Origin of the sequence: Sphingobacterium psychroaquaticum (assembly GCF_900177625.1) — a bacterium.
In the GTDB taxonomy this organism is placed as follows: Bacteria; Bacteroidota; Bacteroidia; order Sphingobacteriales; family Sphingobacteriaceae; genus Sphingobacterium; species Sphingobacterium psychroaquaticum.
Window position 1 is genome coordinate 163,604 of record NZ_FXAU01000007.1, and the last position, 21,878, is coordinate 185,481.

18 protein-coding genes and 1 tRNA gene are annotated in these 21,878 nt (G+C 41.8%); 7 read left to right on the forward strand and 12 right to left on the reverse strand.

Annotated elements, in window-relative coordinates; genetic code table 11:
• Positions 1-15: 15 nt before the first annotated feature.
• From B9Y69_RS16500 to nudK, 7 genes are all read right to left on the reverse strand, one after another.
• Entirely contained in the window at positions 16-558 is a 543-nt protein-coding gene (locus B9Y69_RS16500) for an NUDIX hydrolase (RefSeq protein WP_085474083.1), read from the reverse strand.
• 6 nt (positions 559-564) lie between these two features.
• Positions 565-2,301 (reverse strand): phospho-sugar mutase, encoded by a 1,737-nt coding sequence (locus B9Y69_RS16505; protein ID WP_085474208.1) that lies wholly within the window; start codon positions 2,299-2,301, stop codon positions 565-567.
• 78 nt (positions 2,302-2,379) lie between these two features.
• Positions 2,380-3,012 (reverse strand): hypothetical protein, encoded by a 633-nt coding sequence (locus B9Y69_RS16510; protein WP_085474084.1) that lies wholly within the window; start codon positions 3,010-3,012, stop codon positions 2,380-2,382.
• 24 nt (positions 3,013-3,036) lie between these two features.
• A complete protein-coding gene (locus B9Y69_RS16515) occupies positions 3,037-3,918 on the reverse strand; it encodes an SDR family oxidoreductase (RefSeq protein ID WP_085474085.1) in 882 nt (293 codons plus the stop codon).
• Positions 3,919-3,920: 2 nt separating this feature from the next.
• Positions 3,921-4,691: an enoyl-CoA hydratase/isomerase family protein gene (locus B9Y69_RS16520; protein WP_085474086.1), complete on the reverse strand. Its 771-nt coding sequence runs from the start codon at positions 4,689-4,691 to the stop codon at positions 3,921-3,923.
• A 105-nt stretch (positions 4,692-4,796) separates the two neighbouring features.
• Positions 4,797-5,357 carry a DUF4256 domain-containing protein gene (locus tag B9Y69_RS16525; protein ID WP_085474087.1) on the reverse strand — a complete coding sequence of 187 codons (561 nt, stop codon included), beginning with the start codon at positions 5,355-5,357 and terminating at the stop codon, positions 4,797-4,799.
• Between the two features lie 314 nt (positions 5,358-5,671).
• On the reverse strand, positions 5,672-6,250 hold the full coding sequence (nudK, locus tag B9Y69_RS16530; RefSeq protein ID WP_085474088.1) for a GDP-mannose pyrophosphatase NudK: 579 nt from the start codon (positions 6,248-6,250) through the stop codon (positions 5,672-5,674).
• A 339-nt stretch (positions 6,251-6,589) separates the two neighbouring features.
• Between nudK and B9Y69_RS16535 the strand changes: the two genes are divergently transcribed.
• The 3 genes from B9Y69_RS16535 to B9Y69_RS16545 all read left to right on the forward strand — a co-directional run bounded on the left by B9Y69_RS16535 (position 6,590) and on the right by B9Y69_RS16545 (position 12,927).
• A complete protein-coding gene (locus B9Y69_RS16535; RefSeq protein ID WP_085474089.1) occupies positions 6,590-9,817 on the forward strand; it encodes a SusC/RagA family TonB-linked outer membrane protein in 3,228 nt (1,075 codons plus the stop codon).
• A gap of 51 nt (positions 9,818-9,868) precedes the next feature.
• Positions 9,869-11,350 (forward strand): SusD/RagB family nutrient-binding outer membrane lipoprotein, encoded by a 1,482-nt coding sequence (locus B9Y69_RS16540; protein WP_085474090.1) that lies wholly within the window; start codon positions 9,869-9,871, stop codon positions 11,348-11,350.
• A 245-nt stretch (positions 11,351-11,595) separates the two neighbouring features.
• Positions 11,596-12,927, forward strand: a complete 1,332-nt coding sequence (locus B9Y69_RS16545; RefSeq protein WP_085474209.1) for a metal-dependent hydrolase family protein — start codon at positions 11,596-11,598, stop codon at positions 12,925-12,927.
• Between the two features lie 579 nt (positions 12,928-13,506).
• Here the strand turns inward: B9Y69_RS16545 and B9Y69_RS19125 are convergent.
• The 3 genes from B9Y69_RS19125 to purD form a co-directional block, all read right to left on the reverse strand.
• A complete protein-coding gene (locus B9Y69_RS19125; RefSeq protein WP_144036610.1) occupies positions 13,507-13,680 on the reverse strand; it encodes a class IIb bacteriocin, lactobin A/cerein 7B family in 174 nt (57 codons plus the stop codon).
• Positions 13,681-14,071: 391 nt separating this feature from the next.
• Positions 14,072-14,143 (reverse strand) — tRNA-Glu (locus B9Y69_RS16550).
• Positions 14,144-14,241: 98 nt separating this feature from the next.
• Positions 14,242-15,516, reverse strand: coding sequence for a phosphoribosylamine--glycine ligase (purD, locus tag B9Y69_RS16555; protein ID WP_085474091.1), 1,275 nt, complete (start codon positions 15,514-15,516; stop codon positions 14,242-14,244).
• A gap of 193 nt (positions 15,517-15,709) precedes the next feature.
• Between purD and B9Y69_RS16560 the strand changes: the two genes are divergently transcribed.
• Positions 15,710-18,355, forward strand: coding sequence for a TonB-dependent receptor plug domain-containing protein (locus B9Y69_RS16560; RefSeq protein WP_085474092.1), 2,646 nt, complete (start codon positions 15,710-15,712; stop codon positions 18,353-18,355).
• 1 nt (position 18,356) lies between these two features.
• Here B9Y69_RS16560 and B9Y69_RS16565 read toward each other — a convergent pair whose 3' ends face one another.
• Positions 18,357-19,673 (reverse strand): M20/M25/M40 family metallo-hydrolase, encoded by a 1,317-nt coding sequence (locus B9Y69_RS16565; RefSeq protein ID WP_085474093.1) that lies wholly within the window; start codon positions 19,671-19,673, stop codon positions 18,357-18,359.
• 179 nt (positions 19,674-19,852) lie between these two features.
• On the opposite strand from B9Y69_RS16565, the gene B9Y69_RS16570 reads away from it, so the two are divergent.
• The 3 genes from B9Y69_RS16570 to B9Y69_RS16580 all read left to right on the forward strand — a co-directional run bounded on the left by B9Y69_RS16570 (position 19,853) and on the right by B9Y69_RS16580 (position 20,756).
• Positions 19,853-20,167 carry a rhodanese-like domain-containing protein gene (locus tag B9Y69_RS16570; protein WP_085474094.1) on the forward strand — a complete coding sequence of 105 codons (315 nt, stop codon included), beginning with the start codon at positions 19,853-19,855 and terminating at the stop codon, positions 20,165-20,167.
• Between the two features lie 63 nt (positions 20,168-20,230).
• A complete protein-coding gene (locus B9Y69_RS16575; RefSeq protein ID WP_085474095.1) occupies positions 20,231-20,521 on the forward strand; it encodes a hypothetical protein in 291 nt (96 codons plus the stop codon).
• A 10-nt stretch (positions 20,522-20,531) separates the two neighbouring features.
• Positions 20,532-20,756, forward strand: a complete 225-nt coding sequence (locus tag B9Y69_RS16580) for a DUF6358 family protein (protein WP_085474096.1) — start codon at positions 20,532-20,534, stop codon at positions 20,754-20,756.
• Between the two features lie 32 nt (positions 20,757-20,788).
• Here B9Y69_RS16580 and gcvT read toward each other — a convergent pair whose 3' ends face one another.
• On the reverse strand, positions 20,789-21,871 hold the full coding sequence (gcvT, locus tag B9Y69_RS16585; protein ID WP_085474097.1) for a glycine cleavage system aminomethyltransferase GcvT: 1,083 nt from the start codon (positions 21,869-21,871) through the stop codon (positions 20,789-20,791).
• Positions 21,872-21,878 lie beyond the last annotated feature (7 nt).

The window sequence follows — 21,878 nt, forward strand, 5'->3', positions numbered from 1 at the left end:
GAATAAAGTTGGGAGCTACAGCGCACCCAACTTTATTAATGCATAAAACAAAGCCGAGGTATGTAAGGCTTGTCCAATTTTATTATCTAGCACAAATTGCTTGGCTTCATCTATTGTCATTTCTAACACTTCGATATCCTCAGAACTATCTAGCTCTTGTTCCTGAACTTTACGTCCATTTTTGAGGAGGTACGTAGAAGTGATATTTCCACTCGTCGCAGGGTTCGCATAGAGTTCTGCAATCTTTTCGATGGTGTCAAAGGCGTAGCCTGTTTCCTCTAACATCTCACGTCGTGCCGCATCTGCGGGATCTTCCCCTGCTTCCACCACGCCTGCTGGAAGTTCAATAAGAACCTGTTCGGCTCCATGACGGTATTGCTTTACGAAGAGAATTGTGCCCTTTTCGGTAATCCCTATCATGTTGACCCAGCTCGGGTACTCCATTACGTAATATTCTTCTTTGATATTGCCATTCGGCATACGTAGTTTATCCACACGCAGGGTTGCCCATGGGCGTTGTACGAGGTACTTTGAGTCTAGAACTTGCCACTTCTCCATGGAAAATTATTTTACGATATCAGCCATTATATTTTTCACCTTTTCCTCCAATTTCGCCGAAACAACGTCGTAATCTGCTTTGTCTTTTAGTTGTTCCTTAACCGAACAATAGAATTTTATTTTCGGCTCCGTACCGGAAGGACGGGCAGAGATAACATCGCCGTCAACCGTGATAAACTGCAATACATCCGATTTAGGGAGGTCAATAGGTGTGATAGCACTTGTCGCCAGTATGTGACTTTGTTTTCTTTCGTAATCACGGATTTCTTTGACCGCAATTCCGCCTAACTGCTTTGGTGGGTTTTCGCGTAATGTTTGCATCATCTGTTGAATCTCTTCTGCACCAGCTTTTCCTTTTTTCGTCAACGAGATAAGCTTTTCTTGGTAGAAGCCATGTTCTACATAGATATCTTGCAATACTTCGAACAACGATTTACCTTGTGCACAGTAGAAAGCGGTCATCTCCGCCATAAAAGCACAAGCATTAACGGCATCTTTATCTCGAACGAGGTCGCCCACTAAAAAGCCATAGCTCTCTTCACCACCTACAAGATAATTTTCGGTGCGTTCACGCGCGGTCATCACTTCTCCGATAAATTTAAACCCCGTTAGCGTTTCATAGCTTTTAACCCCAAAGGCTGCGGAGATATCGGTCATCAGGTTGGACGTTACGATCGTTTTTACGATGTAGTCGTTATCTTTTAGCTCATTCTTTGCTTTTTTAGAAGAGAGTACATAGTGAATCAGGAGGCTCCCGATTTGATTCCCGTTTAGTAGTTGGAAATCACCATTCGTATTTTTTACAGCAAGGCCAACGCGGTCGGCATCTGGATCTGTTGCCATCACGATATCTGCATCCAAACGTTGCCCTTCTTGCATTGCCATGCTCATGGCATCTTCTTCTTCGGGATTCGGGTAGACTACGGTTGGGAAGTTTCCATTCGGTTCAGCCTGCGCTTCAACAATAGTTATATTTTCGAATCCCCATGCTTGGAGCATTTTCGGGACAATCGTGATCCCTGTGCCGTGAATCGGTGAATATACAATCTTAAGGTCTTTTTGTTGCGCTACTAAAGCAGGATTGATGCTCAATGCTTTATTTGCATTGATGTATAGGTCGTCAAAATCTTCCTTTACAAGCTGTATGTAGTTTTCGTCGCGTGTAAACTTAATCGCGCTCACGGATTCAATCGCATTCACTTCTTCGATTACTTGCTTATCATGTGGGGCGACGAGCTGACCGCCGTCATTCCAGTAGGCTTTATAACCGTTGTATTCTTTCGGGTTATGCGATGCCGTAAGCATAACTCCGCCTTGGCAACCGAAATGACGTACCGCATACGATAATACGGGCGTTGGCCGAAGCTCCTCAAAGAGATACACCAAAATTCCATTGGCAGAGAATACATCTGCTACAAGATGTCCCAGTGTTTGGGAATTGTTTCGGCTGTCGTAAGATACTGCCACTTTAAGGACGGTATTTGGAAACTGTTTCTTTAAGTAATTAGCAAGCCCTTGTGTGGCTTTACCAATGGTATATTTATTGATTCTATTGGATCCAACGCCCATAATACCACGAAGACCGCCAGTTCCAAATTCCAATTCTTTATAGAAGGAGTCAATTAGTTCAGTTTCTTCGTTGTTATCGATAAGTTGTTGCACTAGTGCGGTGGTCTTGCTATCATATTCTGGACTCAACCACTGTTGGATACGGGCTTGTGTAGCCTGATCAATATTACTCATAATGTTTAATTTTGCTCGCTTAAACATAGTTAAAAAAGCTTTTACAAACAATAGGAGCACGAAGAAAGCGTGAAAATATTAGGCGTCACACCAGCCATAGGCTCTATCCAAGACTGTTACATACCATGTGCCATTGTATTTTTTTATATGAAAAATGAGATTGTCTCCGCCAGTTAATACTACACGGTAGCTATCTTTTTCTATCGCTTTGATTTGTTGAGTTTCTTGTGCGGTAACCGGTTCAAATTCTTTCTTGAAATCTAAGATTTGAGAGAGCTCGCGGGGTGTGGTGGTGCTATCACAGAAGAAACCCTGTTTGGTCCATTTATCTTTCGAACAGTCGAATTCTGGAAGTTTTTGAAAGGATAATACGTAGTTGTTTTCAAAGGTCCCGTAGAAAAAGTGTTCCGGTACAGGTTTCTTAAAGTCTAAGCTTTTGACATGTTCATAGGTGTCGGCTACACCGGGTCTAAAAATAATATAGAGACCGAGATCCGGATGAATCAGTGCATTTGCTTTTTCATTATCCTGACTGAGATAGGCGCGCGTAAAGCGTGTGATTACTTCTTCAGCAGAGAGACTGTCCTGCGTTGGCGTCACCGCTACTGTTGTTGTGGTATCTTTAGTTTCCTCGGTTTTCTTTTGGGAACGCCCGCAGGAAGCGATAATGAGAAGGAGGATTGTCCCAAGGAATAAGCTGTTTGTTTTCATTTGGTCTATTGTCGTAAGCTCTTGTTATTTTTTGTTAGCCTTATTGCTGGTGCGTATATTTTCTTCGATTGTGTCCCACATAGTCGAAGGGATCGCTTCCAGTCCGCTAAATTCACCTGCACCCTGTAACCATTCCCCGCCGTCGATTGTCACAATTTCACCATTGATGAATTGTGCGTAGTCTGAAATAAGGAATGCCGCTAAGTTAGCAAGTTCTTGGTGATCGCCAACACGCTTTAAAGGAACTCTGTTCTTAAAATCAAATTTTTCCATGAGATCGCCAGGTAGGAGTCTTTCCCATGCCCCTTTTGTTGGGAAAGGGCCAGGAGCAATTGCATTGTGACGGATGCCATATTTTCCCCATTCTACGGCGAGTGATTTGGTGAGGGTGGCGACGCCTGCTTTGGCAACGGCCGAAGGCACGACAAAGCCTGAGCCTGTAAAAGCGTAGGTCGTGACGATATTCAAGACCGAAGCCCGTTGTTTTTTGGCGATCCAATTCTTGCCGAAAGCCAGTGTGCAGTTGACGGTGCCCTTGAGGACAATATCAATGATGGTAGAGAAAGCATTGGCAGACAGACGTTCCGTTGGTGAGATAAAATTACCGGCGGCATTGTTTACCAAGATATCTACTTGTCCAAACTTCTCTTCGGCGGCTTGTAACATTTTTTGTATATCGTCTTCATTACGGACGTCACAAGCAACGGGTAATACCGGATTTCCAGTTTGTTTTGATATTTCGGCAGCGGTTCCCGTTAAGACATCGAGTTTCCGGCTGCTGATAACCAGGTTTGCACCCAGTGATGAGAAGTATGTTGACATGGCCTTGCCTAATCCGGTTCCGCCCCCGGTAACGACAATGGTCTTACCCTGTAGGGAATCTGTATGTAATGCTCCTTTTACCATGGTTATGCTTTCTTTTTGGTGAGATTTTCAATGATTGTTTTTAGAATCGCTCTGGTGCTTGGTCGCCACCATTGTTCCAGTACTTGTTGGATGGCGATCTCTTTGTCTTGGAGCATCTTTTCGAGCAGCTCTTTGCGCAGATTAAGCTTGGTTGTTCCCCATGCATTTTTATCGTATTGCATGGCTGCTTTCGCCTTTCTTGTTGCGGCCGTGTTCACCCGATCTGCGGGAACGAGCTCATCAATAAGATGGCTGTCCAGTGCTTCTTTTGGAGTGCGTAATTTTCCCTCTAGGAGGCTACGATATGCAGTTGCTTGCCCAAGCCAGAAGCTATATAACGCGAAAATGCTCGAGGGCACGGTGATACCTACTGGAATTTCATTCAGTCCGATGATATACTCTCCCTCCGCCATGACGCGGTAATCGCAACAGATGGCGAGAACACATCCGCCTGCGGGGCTATGTCCGGTAATAGAAGCAACGGCAGGCTTTGGGAATGATGTGAGGCTATATATCAGATCCATAAAAGCCTCCCAAAACTTTTTCATTGTTGCCTCATCGTAACTGTACAACGTAATGAGATCAAGGCCCGAGGAGAAAAAACCTTCTTTTCCGTGGATAATGATCGCTTCTATGGCGGGGTTGTCCTTTGCTCGTTCTATTTCTTGTTGCAACTCTTGTACCATTTCGAGATGTAGCGCATTGGATTTACCTCGATCGAGTGCAATAAAAGCGATGTGTTCATTGTTATTAGTCTTTACAAACTCTCCCATAATTCAATAGCTATATAGTTGTTTAAAGTAATATACGAAAAAAAGAAGTATTGTGAGGCAATTACTTGTATAAATGGAAATTAGAACGTGTTCTTCTTTTTTTGTTTATAGGATTAAGTATGCGCGGAAACCTCTTGCTGCATAGTAGGAGTCGGCACCGTTGTGGTACGTGAATACATGTTTGTATCGGCGGTCGCAAAATAGCGCACCGCCATGTTTACGGATGGCTTCTGGCGTTTCGATCCAGCTGGATGTTTTCAGGTCGAACTCACCGTGTTCTTGTAGTTTTTTGTATTGTGCTTCATTCAGGATGGTGACACCCATCTGTTGCGCCATGTGGATAGCGGAATCGGCTGGTTTATGGAGCTTACGCGCCTCTAGCGCTTCGTGATCGTAACAAACACTTCGTCGCCCTTTTGGACTTTCTGCGGCGCAGTCGACATACGTGATTTCGTTATTGTTCAAGAGAACCACATCGGGCTCTCCCTGGGTTTCTTCCATTTGCTGTATTGACCATAGTTTGTCTGTTTGTTTATTAAGCTTCTCCAAGACGGTATCCCAGCGCATGTCTGGGTGTCGTTTTGTGTTTTTTTCAAAACGCGTCTTTAATAGGGATAGAAGATCTTCTGTTTGTTGCGCGGTTAATTGTGTTTTTAATGCGGTCATATTGGTGATTCGAGCTATTGTATGTAACTAAATATGCTATATCGTTTTTCAATCGGTTACGTAAAAATAACAAATTTTAGCTTTTGTTTTAAGCTCGATTTTCAAAAGATGAATGGAAGAGGAATAACGATTTTTAATCTTCTTTAGATCACACATGGACCAGTCCTGTTATGTTTGTGGCTTTGATAAGAGATTAGGTAGAGGTCTTGTGCGTGTGAAAATGTAAAATTATCTTGAACATCAATAAAGGATCTCTATAAAGCTTTTTTTTGAGACTTGCGATTAATAAACAGTTAGCTTCATCCGGAAGCTCTTTACAAGATGTTGTTTAACTTAATGTACTGCAAGAGCATAATGGTTTTGCCATCTTTTATTTCTCCTGTCCCGATCATGGCGATAGCTTCCTCGATTGATAACTCTAGAACTTCAATATTTTCCTCTTCTTGCGCTACGCCTCCGCCGTCGGTTACTTTCATTTCTTTGGCGTACTCCGCAATAAAGAAATGCAGAATCTCGGTTACCGAACCGGGGGACATGTAGGCCTCAAAAACTTTCTCTACCGCTGCAATTTTGTATCCTGTCTCTTCTTCGGTTTCTCGCCTGATGCAGTCTTCGGGATTGTCGTAATCCAAGAGGCCGGCGCAGGTTTCTATTAGCATGCCTGTTTCGTTTCCATTTACATAGGTGGGCAATCTAAATTGCCGGGTAAGGATGACGGTGCGTTGCTCCTTGTTGTATAATAAGATCGTGGCACCATTTCCTCTGTCGTAAGCTTCGCGGCTTTGTTGTGCTTTGGTGCCGTCGGATTTGGTGTATTTATAGGTTACTTTTCGTAAGATATACCAGTTGTCTGAAAGGACTTCCGTTTCTAGGATTTTAATGTTTGTTATCATATGCCGTTTATGAGTGGTAAACTTAACAAATTTCATTTAGGAAGGTAGCGTTTGTTTTTATTCAACCTACCTCTGTAGGAGATAATTGATTGAGTTTGTGCAAAAATGTTTGATATATATGAGCTTATTTGTTGTTTTGACAATAGATTAGGGAAGCGTCTTGTGTGAAAATATAAAATCATCTTGAACATCAATAAATTATCTCTAAAAAGCTTTTTTTACGATTTGTGGTTAATAAACGGTTGTCATTGGTTAATATATAGTTAGTTTCGGCGGAAGGCGGTTGATAACTTAGTTGTTGTATAAACACTATAAACTAACACTTCTGAAACTAAACTTATGAACAAGAAAAGTATCGCATTACTCGCGATGAGCGTTCTCGTGAGCTCAGCGCTGTATGCACAGACCGTTTTGAAGGGAAAGGTCGTCGATCAGGACGGAAAACCTATTCCCGGAGTTTCAATTTCACTTAAGGATGGCACCGGAACCCAAACAGGGCCTGATGGTGAATTTACGATTAGCTACAAACAAGCTGGCGCTTTAAGTATTTCTGCTATTGGTTACGGAAGAAAAGAGGTTAACCTCTCGAGGCAAACTTCCTTAGAAGTTGTCTTGAGTTCCGATGACCGTATTATGGATGAGGTTATTGTTACGGCGATGGGTATTACGCGGGAGAAAAAATCTTTAGGCTATGCCGTGCAAGAGGTAAAGTCAAAAGAATTGACCGATGCGGGGCAACTTAGTTTGACCGGTGCGCTTTCTGGTAAGGTGGCGGGTGTTCAGGTGAATCAATTTGGCGGCGCGGTGGGGTCATCGGCACGGATTTCCATTCGCGGTAATAGTTCGTTAAACCCTGATCAACAACCGTTAATTGTTGTTGATGGTGTACCAATGAATAATACAGCTCAACGGACAGGAGATAATACGTATAACGGTGTGGATTATGGATCTGGCCTGAACGATATCAACCCGGAGGATATTGAAAGTATTGTGGTGCTTAAGGGGGGATCTGCGGCTTTATATGGGATGCGCGCTGGTAAGGGTGTTATCATGATTACCACGAAGTCTGGAAAGCGTGCAAAAGAAGGTGTTTTATTATCGTATGACGGGAATTTTTCGATCGATCAGGCATCCACTATTCCTAAGTATCAGAATTTATATGGACAAGGAAATCGCGGAGATGAGTATCATTTTGGTGAAAATGGGAGTGGGATGAGCTATCAGGATTATGCCGCAAAAAACTCCTTTAACTACGTGGATGGTGCTGGAGGTGGGGTCAATGACGGTTTTGATGAGTCCTGGGGTCCACGGTTGGATATCGGCCTTACTTTACCTCAATTTAACAGCCCTGTGGTAAATGGTGTACGACAGGCTACGCCCTGGATCTCGCATCCGAATAATGTGAAGGATTTCTTCCAATTGGGATATTCGCAAAATCACAATATTTCTTTAGCAGCCAATTCGGAACGATCCTCTACACGGGCGTCATTATCATTCCGTAATCAGAAAGGTACGGTGCCAAATACCGACCAACGGAAGTACACGGCACAAGTGAATAATATGTATAAGATTAGTGATAAGTGGAGTTACGATATCATGTCTAATTATACACGAACACAAAGTGATAACTTGATATCCCAGGGTTATGATGCTTCTAACCCGATGAATAGCTTTATCTGGTTTGGTCGCCAAGTGGATATGAAGGACCTGAAGAACAATTGGGATCAGCGTGATGAACAAGGTAACTATACATACTACAATTGGAACTCCAGTTATCATATGAACCCTTTTTATACAATGAATAATTCCTTAAACACGTTGAATTCGAATCGTATTTTTGGAAAATCATCGCTTTACTATCAACCGTATGAATTTTTGAAATTTGAAGGACGTGTGGGGATGGATTACTACCATACAGAAATATTTGAGCGTAATTATCATAATTATGATCATCCGGATGGTAGTTTTCGACAAATTAAGCGAAGCAATACAGAGTTTAATGCAGATTTCTTGGCAACTTTTAATAAGCAGTACGGGGACTTTAATGTCTTGACTACTTTGGGCGCAAATTACAATGACAGTAGGTATGAAACAAACACATTAGGTGCAGATGGATTAACTGTTTTGGGCGTATATACCATTACCAATAAAATGGGGGATGCTGTCACACATATGGGACACTCAAATAAGCGCTCCAATTCCGTATTTGGGCAGGCGTCTCTTGGATGGAAAGATCAATTGTATTTGGACTTAACAGGGCGTAATGACTGGTCTTCGACGGTTGATGATCCATTTTTCTATCCTTCTGCAAGCCTAAGCTGGATTCCAACATCTTCCTTTGCCAACCTGAAAGGTGATGTGCTGTCTTTTTGGAAGCTTCGCCTTAATTTAGCGAAAATTGGTAATGCAACAGACCCATACCGAAATGGGAACTATTACTTTGCACAGACGAATGCTTATTCAGGTTTGGCACAGATGTACAAGAGTATGACGTATGCTATTCCTGGGTTGAAGCCAGAGACCATCAAAACTTGGGAGGTCGGTACCGAACTTGGATTCTTGAATGATCGCATTCATGCTGACTTTACCTACTACTATAAAACGGCATTCAATCAGATTTTACCCGTTGCAACGTCTAATGTTGTTGGTTTTAGCAGTATGGTGTTGAATGCCGGTGAAATTGAAAGTAAAGGGGTCGAGTTGCAGTTACGGGGAGATATCCTGAAGCAGGAAAATGGGTTGAACTGGACCACAACGATAAACTTTGCAAAAGATCGGAATAAGATCCTAGAATTGTATCCGGCGTTAGATTTAAAGACGCATCAGTTGGGATGGACTTGGGGGGTAGCTAATACGGCGACAGCAGGTGAAGCTTGGGGTGCCTTGAGGAGTACGGGATATGATCGTGTGGAAGACGGAGAGTTTAAGGGAGCGATTAAGGTAAATGAGAGTGGATTAGTCATGTCCAAGCCAAATCAGATTATTGGAAATACAACACCAAACTACTTGGCTAGTATGCGCAATGATTTTAGAATCAAAGATTTTAGTTTTGGTTTTATGCTCGATTTTAGGAAGGGAGGTGATATTTGGTCACAAACAATGAATCATGGGTATGTAACAGGGGTGGCTGAGATCACTGCAGCAGATGGTATTCGTGAACGCGCTATTGTTGCCGGTAAAGATGTGATGAGCCATGAACGTTTTGTAATGTCGGACGGAAATGGTGGCTGGAAAACCAATACAATAGAAACAAGTGCACAGGATTGGTATGAGTCAGGTGGAATTGCCGAGTCCTATATCTTCGATGGTTCTTTCTTGAAGCTTAGAGAAGCTTATCTAACTTATACTATTCCTGCACACATATATGGCAGACTGAAAGGAATTAAGCGGGCTAATGTGTCATTGATCGGTTCTAATTTAGCATTGTTGTGGGTTGATAAATCTAATACAATGCGTTTAGATCCAGAAACGGGCGGTGTAGGTAGTGATAGTAGGGGTGTTGGTTTTGAGCAAGCAACAGTTCCTACCTCAAGAAGCTTTGGATTTAAATTAGGATTTTCATTTTAATGTAAATAAGGGACTACATGAATAATGTTGTCCTGATCAAGATAAGAAACTATGAAAAGTTTATGGATAAAATTAGGTATACCTGCTTTAGCATCGACGATGTTCTTCGCAAGTTGTACGAAAGATTTTGCAGAAATTAATACTAATCCGGATGCATTAGTAAGTGTACCACCGAATAATATGTTAGTTAATATTCTCCGTAATACAGCGGAGTCCTATGGAGGTGATGTGGATGGTTATGGAACCTTTGCCGGATATATTGTAAAAATACAGTATATGGATTTTATGGCTGGGCTTATTCCCACCAATAACACATATGGTAATAGGTGGTATAATTGTTATTATAACCATACCCAGATTAAAGATCTGCTGGCAAAAACAGAACCGAATGCTGCCGGGTTTAAAAATGTGCGGACAATCAGCCGTGTTTGGCAAAACTATATGTGGTTTTTATTAACGGAGGGCTGGCGGGATGTCCCTTACTCGGAAGCCTTGAAAGGGATGCCGACGGATGGAAGTATTTTTTTAGCGAAGTATGATAAGCAGGAGGATATTTATCCCGCGGTGATGGCGGAATTGAAGGTTATTGCGGATGAGATGGCTGCTGGTTATGGAACAGATGATGTTGGGGATTTCGATATTATCTATAAAGGGGATATGAAGATGTGGCAAAAGTTCTGTAACTCTTTGCGATTGCGTATGGCGATGCGTATATCGGGTGTTTCGGCCAGTCTAGCGAAGACTACGATCGAAGAGATTGCCGGTGATCCTGTAAAGTATCCTTTAATCGAAAGCAATGCGGAGAACTGTTACGTTCATTTCCCTGGAGCTTTGCCTTACCTGGAACCCTGGTATAACGCCGGTATTCAAGGAAAGCGGATTGACAACTGGGGGTTATCGGATATCTTTATTGATCACATGATGGCGACTAAAGATCCGCGGATTGCGGCTATTGCACAGAAAACCAATGATAATACCTATCGTGGCTATCCTAATGGTGAAAAATCGGGACCTCCTTCATTGCGGTCTATTTCTTGGATCGGCGAGAAGTATATGAGTGACGCTGGCGGTTTTGTGCCTTTCTATAAATCGTGTGAAACGTATTACATATTGGCCGAAGCCGCGCTTTTAGGCTATAACGTAGGTACTACCGCTGCGGACGCCTATAAGAAAGCGGTGACCTTGTCTATGGAGGAACATGATGTGGCACAAGCAGATATCGATACTTATTTAGCAGGAGCGGGAGCTTGGGATGGTACGAAAGAGCGTATTTGGTGGGATACGTGGGTGGCACTCTTTAAAGAGAATGCTGAAGCATGGAGTTTATACCGTAGAACAGGTATTCCTTCCACAAACTATCCGTCGCTAAACTCTATTTATGGAACAGCACATAATGACCAACCATGGCGCGCTCCATATCCAAATAGTGAGTACCAAAATAATAAAGTAAATGTAGAGGCTGCAGCAAGCAAAGTGAAAGACTTTGTTTGGGGTGAACAGATGTGGTGGGATAAACGTACGGGAAAATACTAACTTCATATGTTTGTTTTAAGCAGCGGGATGACTTCGGTTGTTCCGCTGTCTTTTTTTGCCGTGAATTCTAGTAGATATATTTTACATACAGTATGGGGCTTATGTTTCGTGTGAAGAAAATGTAAATATTCCCTTTTATCCCTATAAAAAGCTATTTTAGGGTTTTTATCCAAAGGGTTTGGTAAACCTTTTCGGAAAAAATGTATTTATATCACTATAATATTTACTTCAGAAACTCTTTGATTATGCTTTTACGACATTTATGTGCGGTCTTTATGAGCGCGGTTGGATTTTTTCCAACCATGGCACAGCAGAAGTCTGTTTTATTAGAAAATGTGCGGATTTTAGATCATGCATCGCAGACACTTACTGCGCCGCAGCATGTTTTGATTGCTAACAATGTGATTCAGACCATCAGTAAGACTCCTATTTCTGTAAATGGGCAGGATGTTGAACGAATTAATGGTGGTGGTAAAACGTTGATGCCGGGGTTGATTGATGTGCATGTGCATATGGTATTTGGCGCATTGACGATGCCACAGATGATGACTAATGATTTGTCGGATGAGTTCTTATTGGATAAAGTAGGAAAATCGGCACAGCAGATGTTGATGCGTGGCTTTACGAGCGTTCGGGATGTTGGAGGGCCTATTTTTCCACTAAAGGCGGCAATCGATAAAGGAAAGCTTCCTGGGCCGCGTATATGGCCTTCGGGTGCAACGATTAGTCAGACGGCGGGACATGGTGACTTCCGGACACCAAATGAACGCTCGCGACGGTTTTTTGGAGAAGTTTCACGGGCAGAGCGATATGGCGCAACTTTTATTGCTGATGGACGTGATGAGGTCCTGACCGCTGTTCGTGAAAACCTACGGTTTGGCGCGAGCCAGATCAAGCTGATGGCAGGGGGTGGTACCTCTTCGGCGTATGACCCAGTGGATGTCACGCAGTATACGTTAGACGAAATGAAGGCTGCGGTTGAAGCGGCAGAAGATTGGGGGACATATGTAACAGTACATGCCTATACCCCACGTGCCATTAGACGGGCTATAGAAGCGGGAGTACGGTGTATTGAGCACGGGCAACTTTTGGATGAGGAAACGTTAGCGCTTATTGCGCAGAAAGGTATTTGGCTTAGTTTACAGAATTTGGTGGATGATACGCCTGATATGGATCCCCAACGTCGTTTGAAGCGTAAGCCTGTAATTGAAGGACAGGAGAAGGTATGGCCTTTAGCGAAGAAACATGGGGTGAAATTGGCCTGGGGCACGGACTTCCTTTTCGAGCCTGAATTGAATGAACAACAGAATGCATTTATCTTGCGTATGCAGAAATGGTTTACGAATGCCGAAATATTAAAAATGATTACCCAGGATAATGCTGATGTTTTACAATTGGCAGGGTTACGTAGCCCATATCCTGGGAAACTAGGTGTAATCGAAGAGGGGGCAATGGCAGATTTACTTTTGGTGGATGGTAACCCGTTGCAGGATCTATCGGTGATTGCTAATCCGGACAAGAATTTCCTTTTAATTATGAAGGATGGGCAGATTTTTAAAAACAGCCTCAAGAAATAATAATTCCCTTAATAAATTGGGAAGTAGTTAAAATGAACCTTTAGTCCCCTTGGTCGAGAGATTGTTCTCTGTCAACGTACTAAAGCGAGATTAACTATCCCGCGGGAGAAGAATTTGGTCTACCAACGTGTTCGGTTTTAGTGTGGAGTATTAGTAGGAAGAAGATAATTTTGTAATTGCGTTTTTTTTTTAGTTTAGTAGCTTGTTGAGGTGATACGAAGGGAAAGCCCACATTTTTGGGGAGTGAAGTGTAGCTCAAATGTGCTTTTATGCTCATTCATTGTTTGAAAAAGGACAAGGTTACAAAACAGGTGATTTTCAGCTTTTCATAACATAAAAAAAGCGACTCTTTTGAAGTCGCTTTTTTCGTAGCCCGTAGGGGAGTTGAACGCTACTTATACTAATCTTTGAAACAATTTGTTTTCCACTTTACTGAGGTGGTGTCTAATAATGCAATTCTTTGTAAAACAGTTCGCCTAAATGGTAGAACAATTTATATATAAGAAACAATGAGACCATTGAAATTATAATAATTTTTCTATTCTTAATATAGAAATCTACTACGGAATTTTCCATTTCTTATCTTTGATGTGTGATGTTGTAAACAAATTCTCCTGCGGCATAACCAGCTCCATATGCTGCTCCGCCCACTAAAATTACGAGCTTAACAAGAGATTTTATGCCACCTTCCGTTTTCCTTGCTTCTGTGAAGTCTAATTCACTAACTAAGCCATTTTTTAATAAGTTCTCCATTTTATACTATTTTGCTGCATTTCTGTAACCATTATAAAAACCAACTCCAGCAGCAACAAATTTATTCCTACTCTATTTTGCCTTTTCGGAATTCTGCAATCCTTAAGTATAACACTAAAGTAGGTTTGCTCAGTGCACAAAAAAAGCATTGAAATAATCTTTGTGAAAGAAATGGCCGGGTATTGTGTTCTTTAACTCAAGTTTAGTGAGAATGGATCATTTACGATCCATCGATGAAAGATTTATATCTTGATTATTTTTCTAAGATGTTGAATACATCTTGTCGCTAGATGGGTTTGGGATCGTGTATATAATATATTCGGGTTGGCTCTAGTGATTTTCAGCTCTTCATAACATAAAAAAAAGCAACTCATTTGAGTTGCTTTTTTCGTAGCCCGTAGGGGAATCGAACCCCTGTTTCAAGAATGAAAATCTTGCGTCCTAACCCCTAGACGAACGGGCCAATTGCTTTTGGTGATGCAAATATAAGAGCAATATTTGTATCACCAAAATAAATTAAAGCAGTTTTTTGTAATCTATTGACATTGAAAAGATTATTTTTTAAATAAGATCAAAGCCGATATCTCTACGGAAATATTTACGCTCGTAGAAGATTCTTCCTGCATCTGCAGTCGCCTGTTGCAGTGCATCAAGCAAGTTATCTTGCAGCGTTGTTACTGCGATTACTCGACCTCCTGCTGTTACTACTTTCCCGTCCACCAATTTGGTGCCTGCGTGGAACACGATAGAGTCCTCTACATTTTCAATATTCAATATCTCCATCCCCGATTCGTAGGCGCCCGGGTATCCACCAGCAACCAACATTACGGTTACAGCCGTTTTTGTGCTCACAGTGAAAGAACGTGTATGCAAATCTCCTTGCGCGACCCCTTCAAATAGATCCAATAGGTCAGATTCGATACGAGGCAATACTGATTCTGTTTCAGGGTCACCCATGCGGACATTATATTCAATGACAAAAGGGTCTCCATCCACATTCATCAAACCGATAAAAATAAAGCCTTTATATGGGATATTATCCTTTTTTAAGCCATCGACAGTCGGTTTAATAACGCGTTCCTCTACTTTGCTTAAAAAGGTTTCATCTGCAAAAGGAACAGGAGAGATAGAACCCATTCCACCCGTATTCAGTCCTGTATCGCCCTCACCGATGCGTTTATAATCCTTCGCAGAAGGCAATACCTTGTAGGAATTTCCGTCGGTCAATACAAATACTGAAAGTTCAATGCCTTTCAAGAACTCTTCGATAACAACGACAGAACTTGCTTCACCAAATTTTGCATCATCAATCATTGCTTTAAGCTCCGCTTTGGCATCTTCCAAGGTTTCACAAATCAAAACACCTTTTCCCGCCGCCAATCCATCTGCTTTAAGAACGATAGGTAGCTTTTGCGTTTCCAAATATGCCAATCCATCTGCGAGGTTTGATTTGTCAAACGACTTATAGGCAGCCGTTGGGATATTATGACGTATCATAAACTCTTTAGAGAAGTCTTTTGATCCCTCCAACTGGGCACCTAAGCGCTCTGGTCCAATAACAGGGATATGTTTTAAGTCGTCACGTTCTAGGAAGAAATCATGAATACCTTTTACTAAAGGCTCTTCAGGACCAACGACCACCATATTAATGTTGTTGTCCAATACAAATTGTGCGATGCCTGTAAAGTCTGTTACTTTCAGGTCTACATTCTGTCCGTATTGATGCGTGCCAGCGTTGCCTGGGGCAATAAATAGTTTCGGCGATTTAGGACTTTTCGATAGTTTGTAAGCAAAGGCAGATTCACGTCCGCCCGAACCGATGATTAGGATGTTCATGGCAGCAAAGATACCGATGTAAATTAATAATCTATAGAAATTAAGTTATATGATGTTATTTTCTCTATTTGATTGTGATTAAAGGCTGTATAGCACGCGAGGGGGATCTGAAAAAATAATAATTAGGTAATACTTTAACGATTGTATTTGATAATATTTTTATCTAAGTTTAAATAAAAATTAACCTGCTATAATGAACTTAAAGAAACTACAGCTCCTTTGCTTGCTTTGTTTACCATTTACCATTTTTGCACAGGATGTTCAATCGCTTCTTGCTAAGATTAACAGCTATCATGACCATAGGCCGATAGAGAAGTTGTATGTGCATTTGGATAAGCATACTTACACGGCAGGTGAAACTATTTGGTTTAAACTATATGATGTTGTCGGGGTGGAAAACTTACTTTCTAATCTGAGCAATATAGCTTATGTAGACTTGATTGACCCGAAGGGGGATAAGATACAAAGTGTCAAAATTCCTGTTACCAGTGGTTTGGGTATCGGTGATATCAGCCTTCGGGACACCCTGATTGAAGGGACGTACCGCGTCCGCGGGTATACCAACTGGATGCGGAATGATAGTAGTATGTATTTTTTTGATCAGCCAGTAAATATTAGTAATGGACGTTCGGATAATGTGATTACAAGTTCTACTGTGGAGGGCAATCAATATATCATTCGGCTGGAAGACTTGAATAAAAAAGCACTAGAGAAAGTTACGGTTCGTTACTCGATGGAGAAGAACGGGAAGGTCGTAAAACGGGGGAAAGTAACTAGTGATGAGAACGGAGAAATTATACTTCCTTTCCAAGAAGAGCAATTTGGAGCACGACTGTCGATTTCCTTTGACAATGCGAACAAGAATAGTGTAGAGAAAATTTTTAAGCTTCCGGCGGGTATTGCACAAAAAAACAGTGTTCAGTTTTTTGCTGAGGGAGGAAATTTCTTGTTGGGCGGGTTGAATAATTTAGCGATTAAATCGCTGCGACCAGATGGTAAGGGGATAAAATCCAAGACATTGATCCTGACAGAGAAGAGCGATACGGCTGCCATGGTGGAAACGAATGAGCTCGGGATGGGGGCGTCTATGCTATACATCGATCATGAAGGGCCATTGCGGACAAAAACCACTTTTGACGATGGAACCATCGTGGAGAGTGAACTGCCAAAAGTGGTTGCCTCTGGATATAATATGGTGGTAAATAATGCTGGTGCAACTAAATTGTTTGCGCAGGTCAACTTAACGGAAGATAAACGGACCAATCAAGATATTTATTTCTTGGTGCAGTATTTAGGGCGTGTCTACTATGTTTCAAAGCAGAAGGCAAGTAAGAGGGAGATAGCGTTTGTCGCACAAAAGGCTGATTTACCTTCAGGCATATTAACGATTACTATTTTAGATCATAATATGGTCCCTGTGGTGGAGCGGCCAGTATTTTTATATAAAGAGGAGAGTCGCTTACCTTTATCCGGACAGACAGAGGGTAGTGTATACGGCGCACGTAAAAAAGTAACGGTGCAGCTGGAAACGGGGAAAGCAACGGATACCGTGCGGAATGCTGCGTTATCGGCATCTGTCGTTGATCTAAGTACGGTTGGTGGAATGCCAAATTTGATGGGTAATATATATAGCAGCTTATTTCTACAGGCTGATATTAAAGGGTATATCGAAAAGCCTGGTTTCTATTTCGATGGGGAAGTTAAGGTTAAAGATATAGATTATCTCTTATTGACGCAGGGATGGCGAAAAATCGATATACAAGGCTCTTTGGATACTGCAGCACCAGCCTTTGCACCTGAGAAGGGAATTACAATTGCGGGACAAACCCGTAAACTAGGACGTAAGGCTCCTTTTCCAAACGCGAAGGTAACGTTGGTGTCGACAAAGAATTTTATGGATTTTATTGATACAACCTCAAACGAGAATGGTGATTTTGTTTTCGATGAACTCTTCTTTCCGGATAGTGTGAAGTTTTTGGTTACAGCTAAAGATACCAAAGGCAAGAATAATATTGATATCGTTGTGCCAGGAGAAACGGCGCCAATCGTGGGAGCTAATCGTAATAGCCCCGATGAATTAAATAATGTTAACCAATTGTTGGCAGCGGACCTTACACGATCCAAGCAATATTTTGCGGGTTTAGAATCACAAGGATTGATGGAGAAAAGCATTGCGATCGAGTCTGTGACGGTGACTGCACGTGCGCCACGAAAAAAAGCTTCTGAAAACTCATCTAATCTGAATGGCCCAGGTAATGCTGATCAGGTGATCACCGCGGAGGAGTTGGAGACTTGCGCAACGCTAGAGATGTGTTTGCAAGGTCGGTTGATGGGCGTGATGTTTCAAAATGGAGTACCACATACCACTCGGGGTGGAGGCGAAATGCAAGTCGTGCTCGATGGAATGTATATTGAGGGGGATCAGTTATCGATGATTAACCCCGTGGATGTGCAAAGTGTAGAAGTTCTGCGGAATGCAAGCTATACGGCTATTTACGGAATGCATGGAGGGAACGGTTTGATAATCATCACCTCCAAGACGGGTAAGGATGCGATGCGTAACTATGTGCCTAAAGGTATTTTGACAGTTCAACCTAAAGGTCTTCACTTGAACAAGACATTTTACAAACCTGTATATGAGGTGGATTCAGATAAAAAGCTAAACCAGGATTTACGTAGTACAATCCATTGGGAACCAAATATTATTACGGATCAAGCGGGGAACGGGAAGTTTGATTTCTATACCGCCGACCGCCCAGGTAAGTACCTGATTACGGTCGAGGGAATAGATTTTATGGGAAGAATTGGTCGCAAGACGATAGAGATAGAGGTTAAATAAGCTAGTCTCTAAGTTTCTCGACGCGTGACGGCGTTTGCTCTCCCTTGATGATGCCCATTACACCAGTGGCAATAGCTTCAATGGTGGCGTTTATATTGTTCATGTTGAGCGTAGAGACTTCGTCTTTTACGGTATGATAATATTCGTCTTTGTCAATTTGCGAGGTAGAAAAGGTATGTGCGGGTACCCCCAGAGCTGCTAATACGGCGTTGTCGCTGCGGTAGAATAGATTCTGCTGCGGGTAAGGGTCTGGGTGAAAGGTGAAGGCGGTACCTTTTACTTGCTCTTGCATAAGTTGCGCCAGATTGGAGCTTTTGTATCCTGTAACATAGAGTGAGTTCGGACCAAACTTTGAATCTTTACCGATCATTTCAATGTTTATCATGGCGACAACTTTGTCGGGGTCAATATTGTTGGAGAAGTATTTTGAACCAAACATTCCTATTTCTTCGGCGGTGAACGCAACGAAAATTAAGGTTCGTTCGTTTTGATCTAGCTTCTGGAAATGTTTGGCCAAGCTAATCATAGCTGTCGTACCTGAGGCATCATCATCAGCTCCGTTGGCAATCGAATCTTGACCGACAGGTGTTACGATGCCCAGATGGTCGTAATGTCCGGAGAATACAACAAATTCGTCGGCCTTAGATTTTCCTGGAATTACAGCTGCGACATTAAATAAAGGCAAATCTTGTCTTTTTGTACTAGCTTGAATGTTAAAGGAATTGATGGCCGTTTGTTTCAGGATAAACACTTTGCTTGGACCTGCCGCTATGTCTTGGTCTTGCTTCGTTGTTACATTTTCGCGTGAAAAGATCGTTTTGAATCGTGCCAGCATATCGGCAAAAGACGGATCTACCCAGACGATGTTATTGTTCGGGTTATTGCGTACGATTTCTCGGAATCGCATAGAAAAATCTTCTCCTTTTTTTATTTCCAGCTGTTCAATATTGCTTTTTTCTGTCCATTGAATTTGGGGTGATGCACTAATGACAACAAATTCTTGTGCTTGGATATTATTATGGTTGACCTGTAGGACCTGTTCTCCGGGCGTTATTCGGGTGACGTGAAAAGTTTGACGGTAATTGTCTTCTGTATATGGTTTTAGGCCTGCTTGGCGAAACTCATTGGCAATAAAATCGGCTGCTTTATCAATGTCTTTCGTGAATGATGCGCGCCCGCGCATATCATCAGAAGCAAGTGTTTCAATAATACGTTTTACATCCGTGGGGTCTACACTTTGTGCAACACTTACTTGCGCCATACAGGCATATGCTGTGGCTAAGCAGGAGAGAAATGATAGTACTTGTTTTTTATTCATGATCTATACTGTATTATTTGAGCGGGTTACAATCTTGTTAAATGGTGGGACAAGTTACAAAAAACATCACTTATATAGCGGAGATGTTCGCGTTGTGGCATTGCATATAAATATAAAAATAGGTAAGTTTGGTAGACTTTATGTGGCGTTTGGTAGCCCTAGAGATAATAAAAACAACTATGAAAGAAGTTACAGTTCAAGAGTTAAAAGGCATGATCGATAGCAACGAAGATTTTCAATTAATCGACGTTCGTGAACCTTTTGAATACGAAGTATCACACATTAACGGATTAAATATCCCATTAGCAGGTATTGTTATTGAGGCGGATAAGATTGCAAAAGATAAACCTGTTATTATTCAGTGTCGTTCTGGGAAAAGAAGTGCGCAGGCGGTGATGTTGTTAGAGCAGCAAGGGTTTGATAACTTAGCGAATCTAAAAGGCGGAATATTGGCATGGAAGGAAGAGATCGATCCAGAAATGGATGTTTATTAGGATAAATTAGTCACCTAAAAGTGCGTTTCTAATCCCTGAAAAGAAAATGTGTAACTTTATCAAATGAAAGATTTGGTGCATCAAACAAGACAAGCTTTTTATTTTAGTCTTGGTTTTTACATATTGGCTATTGTTCTCAAGGTGCTGTATTTCTCCCTGGCAGATGTGTTGATAAGCATTGCTTTGCTACTATCGTTGTTATGGGTGGTTTTAGTTTTACGAGAGATCATGATGTCAACACAACTATCCACAACCGAGCGCATGCTCTTATGCATCTTTATCGTGTTTGGTAATGTGTTGGCTGGGGTTGCCTATTTCTTTTTTATCCGAGAACGCGTATTGGGAAAAAAGTAGAACAAGAGAGATGACTAAGTATTTTATTTTAAACGTTGTATTGAACTTTGCTATTGCCTTTTTAGTTTATAGTGCGGTCGTATCTTTTCAATCGGGAAATCAACTCGTATTATTTGCTGCTGTAGCCTTATTGGTTGTGTTAGTTTATTTGAAGGTGGTTTTGCTTAAGATTGTTAAAAAGAATGCAAAAGAAAAAGCAAGTTCCACGGGAAGCAAACCCGTTAAGAAAAAATAAAAAGGGAGCTTAAAGCTCCCTTTTTTAATGTTTTATTTTACGAAAGGTGGTTTTTTAACTACCGCTTTTACCGATTGGTTACGAATAGAAATAAAAATTTCTGTTCCCTCTTTGGTGAAAGCGTTGTCAACGTAACCCAAACCGATAGATTTTTTCAGTGTTGGCGACTGTGTACCTGAAGTAACACGGCCAATTTTATTGCCTTCTGCATCCACAATTTCGTAGTCATGACGTGGTATACCGCGGTCTATCATTTCGAAGCCTACGAGCTTTTGTGATACGCCTTTCTCTTTTTCTGCTTTTAGCGCTTCGCTGTTTACAAAATCTTTTGTGAATTTAGTAACCCAACCTAAGCCCGCTGCTAAAGGAGACGTGTTGTCATCAATATCGTTACCGTACAAGCAGAAGCCCATTTCTAAACGCAGTGTATCACGCGCTCCTAAACCGATTGGTTTGATACCATATGGCGCGCCTGCTTCGAAAATAGCGTCCCATACTTTTTGTGCATCTTCGTTCGCTACATAGATTTCGAATCCACCAGCTCCCGTATACCCTGTTGCAGAAATCAATACATTGTCTACACCTGCAAATGTTCCTTTTTGGAAGGTGTAGTATTCCATTGGAGCAAGCTCCAGTTCGGTCAACGACTGTAATGCATCTGCTGCCTTAGGGCCTTGAACAGCAAATAGGGAAGTGTTGTCCGAAATGTTTTTCATATCAACACCAAATGTGTTGAATTTGCTGATCCAGTTCCAGTCTTTTTCAATGTTGGAAGCATTGACCACCAAGAAATATGTTTGTTCGTCGATACGGTAAATTAAAAAATCGTCGATTACACCACCTGTCTCATTTGGGATATAGGCATATTGCACTTTTCCATCGTAGAGCTTAGACGCATCGTTCGAAGAGATTTTTTGGATTAGATCTAATGCTTTCTCTCCTTTAAGGATGAATTCTCCCATGTGGCTCACATCGAAAACGCCAACACCTTGACGGACGGTTTCGTGTTCGTCATTGATTCCAGAATACTGAACAGGCATGTTGAAGCCAGCAAAAGGTACCATTTTCGCACCAAGCTTGATATGGTGCTCGGTTAGTGCAGTGTTTTTACTCATGTCAATT

Excerpts from the sequence above, each read along its gene's own strand:
- B9Y69_RS16500 (WP_085474083.1), bottom strand. The coding sequence starts at position 558 with ATGGAGAAGTGGCAAGTTCTAGACTCAAAGTACCTCGTACAACGCCCA.
- B9Y69_RS16505 (WP_085474208.1), bottom strand. The coding sequence starts at position 2,301 with ATGAGTAATATTGATCAGGCTACACAAGCCCGTATCCAACAGTGGTTG.
- B9Y69_RS16510 (WP_085474084.1), bottom strand. The coding sequence starts at position 3,012 with ATGAAAACAAACAGCTTATTCCTTGGGACAATCCTCCTTCTCATTATC.
- B9Y69_RS16515 (WP_085474085.1), bottom strand. The coding sequence starts at position 3,918 with ATGGTAAAAGGAGCATTACATACAGATTCCCTACAGGGTAAGACCATT.
- B9Y69_RS16520 (WP_085474086.1), bottom strand. The coding sequence starts at position 4,691 with ATGGGAGAGTTTGTAAAGACTAATAACAATGAACACATCGCTTTTATT.
- B9Y69_RS16525 (WP_085474087.1), bottom strand. The coding sequence starts at position 5,357 with ATGACCGCATTAAAAACACAATTAACCGCGCAACAAACAGAAGATCTT.
- nudK (WP_085474088.1), bottom strand. The coding sequence starts at position 6,250 with ATGATAACAAACATTAAAATCCTAGAAACGGAAGTCCTTTCAGACAAC.
- B9Y69_RS16535 (WP_085474089.1), top strand. The coding sequence starts at position 6,590 with ATGAACAAGAAAAGTATCGCATTACTCGCGATGAGCGTTCTCGTGAGC.
- B9Y69_RS16540 (WP_085474090.1), top strand. The coding sequence starts at position 9,869 with ATGAAAAGTTTATGGATAAAATTAGGTATACCTGCTTTAGCATCGACG.
- B9Y69_RS16545 (WP_085474209.1), top strand. The coding sequence starts at position 11,596 with ATGCTTTTACGACATTTATGTGCGGTCTTTATGAGCGCGGTTGGATTT.
- B9Y69_RS19125 (WP_144036610.1), bottom strand. The coding sequence starts at position 13,680 with ATGGAGAACTTATTAAAAAATGGCTTAGTTAGTGAATTAGACTTCACA.
- purD (WP_085474091.1), bottom strand. The coding sequence starts at position 15,516 with ATGAACATCCTAATCATCGGTTCGGGCGGACGTGAATCTGCCTTTGCT.
- B9Y69_RS16560 (WP_085474092.1), top strand. The coding sequence starts at position 15,710 with ATGAACTTAAAGAAACTACAGCTCCTTTGCTTGCTTTGTTTACCATTT.
- B9Y69_RS16565 (WP_085474093.1), bottom strand. The coding sequence starts at position 19,673 with ATGAATAAAAAACAAGTACTATCATTTCTCTCCTGCTTAGCCACAGCA.
- B9Y69_RS16570 (WP_085474094.1), top strand. The coding sequence starts at position 19,853 with ATGAAAGAAGTTACAGTTCAAGAGTTAAAAGGCATGATCGATAGCAAC.
- B9Y69_RS16575 (WP_085474095.1), top strand. The coding sequence starts at position 20,231 with ATGAAAGATTTGGTGCATCAAACAAGACAAGCTTTTTATTTTAGTCTT.
- B9Y69_RS16580 (WP_085474096.1), top strand. The coding sequence starts at position 20,532 with ATGACTAAGTATTTTATTTTAAACGTTGTATTGAACTTTGCTATTGCC.
- gcvT (WP_085474097.1), bottom strand. The coding sequence starts at position 21,871 with ATGAGTAAAAACACTGCACTAACCGAGCACCATATCAAGCTTGGTGCG.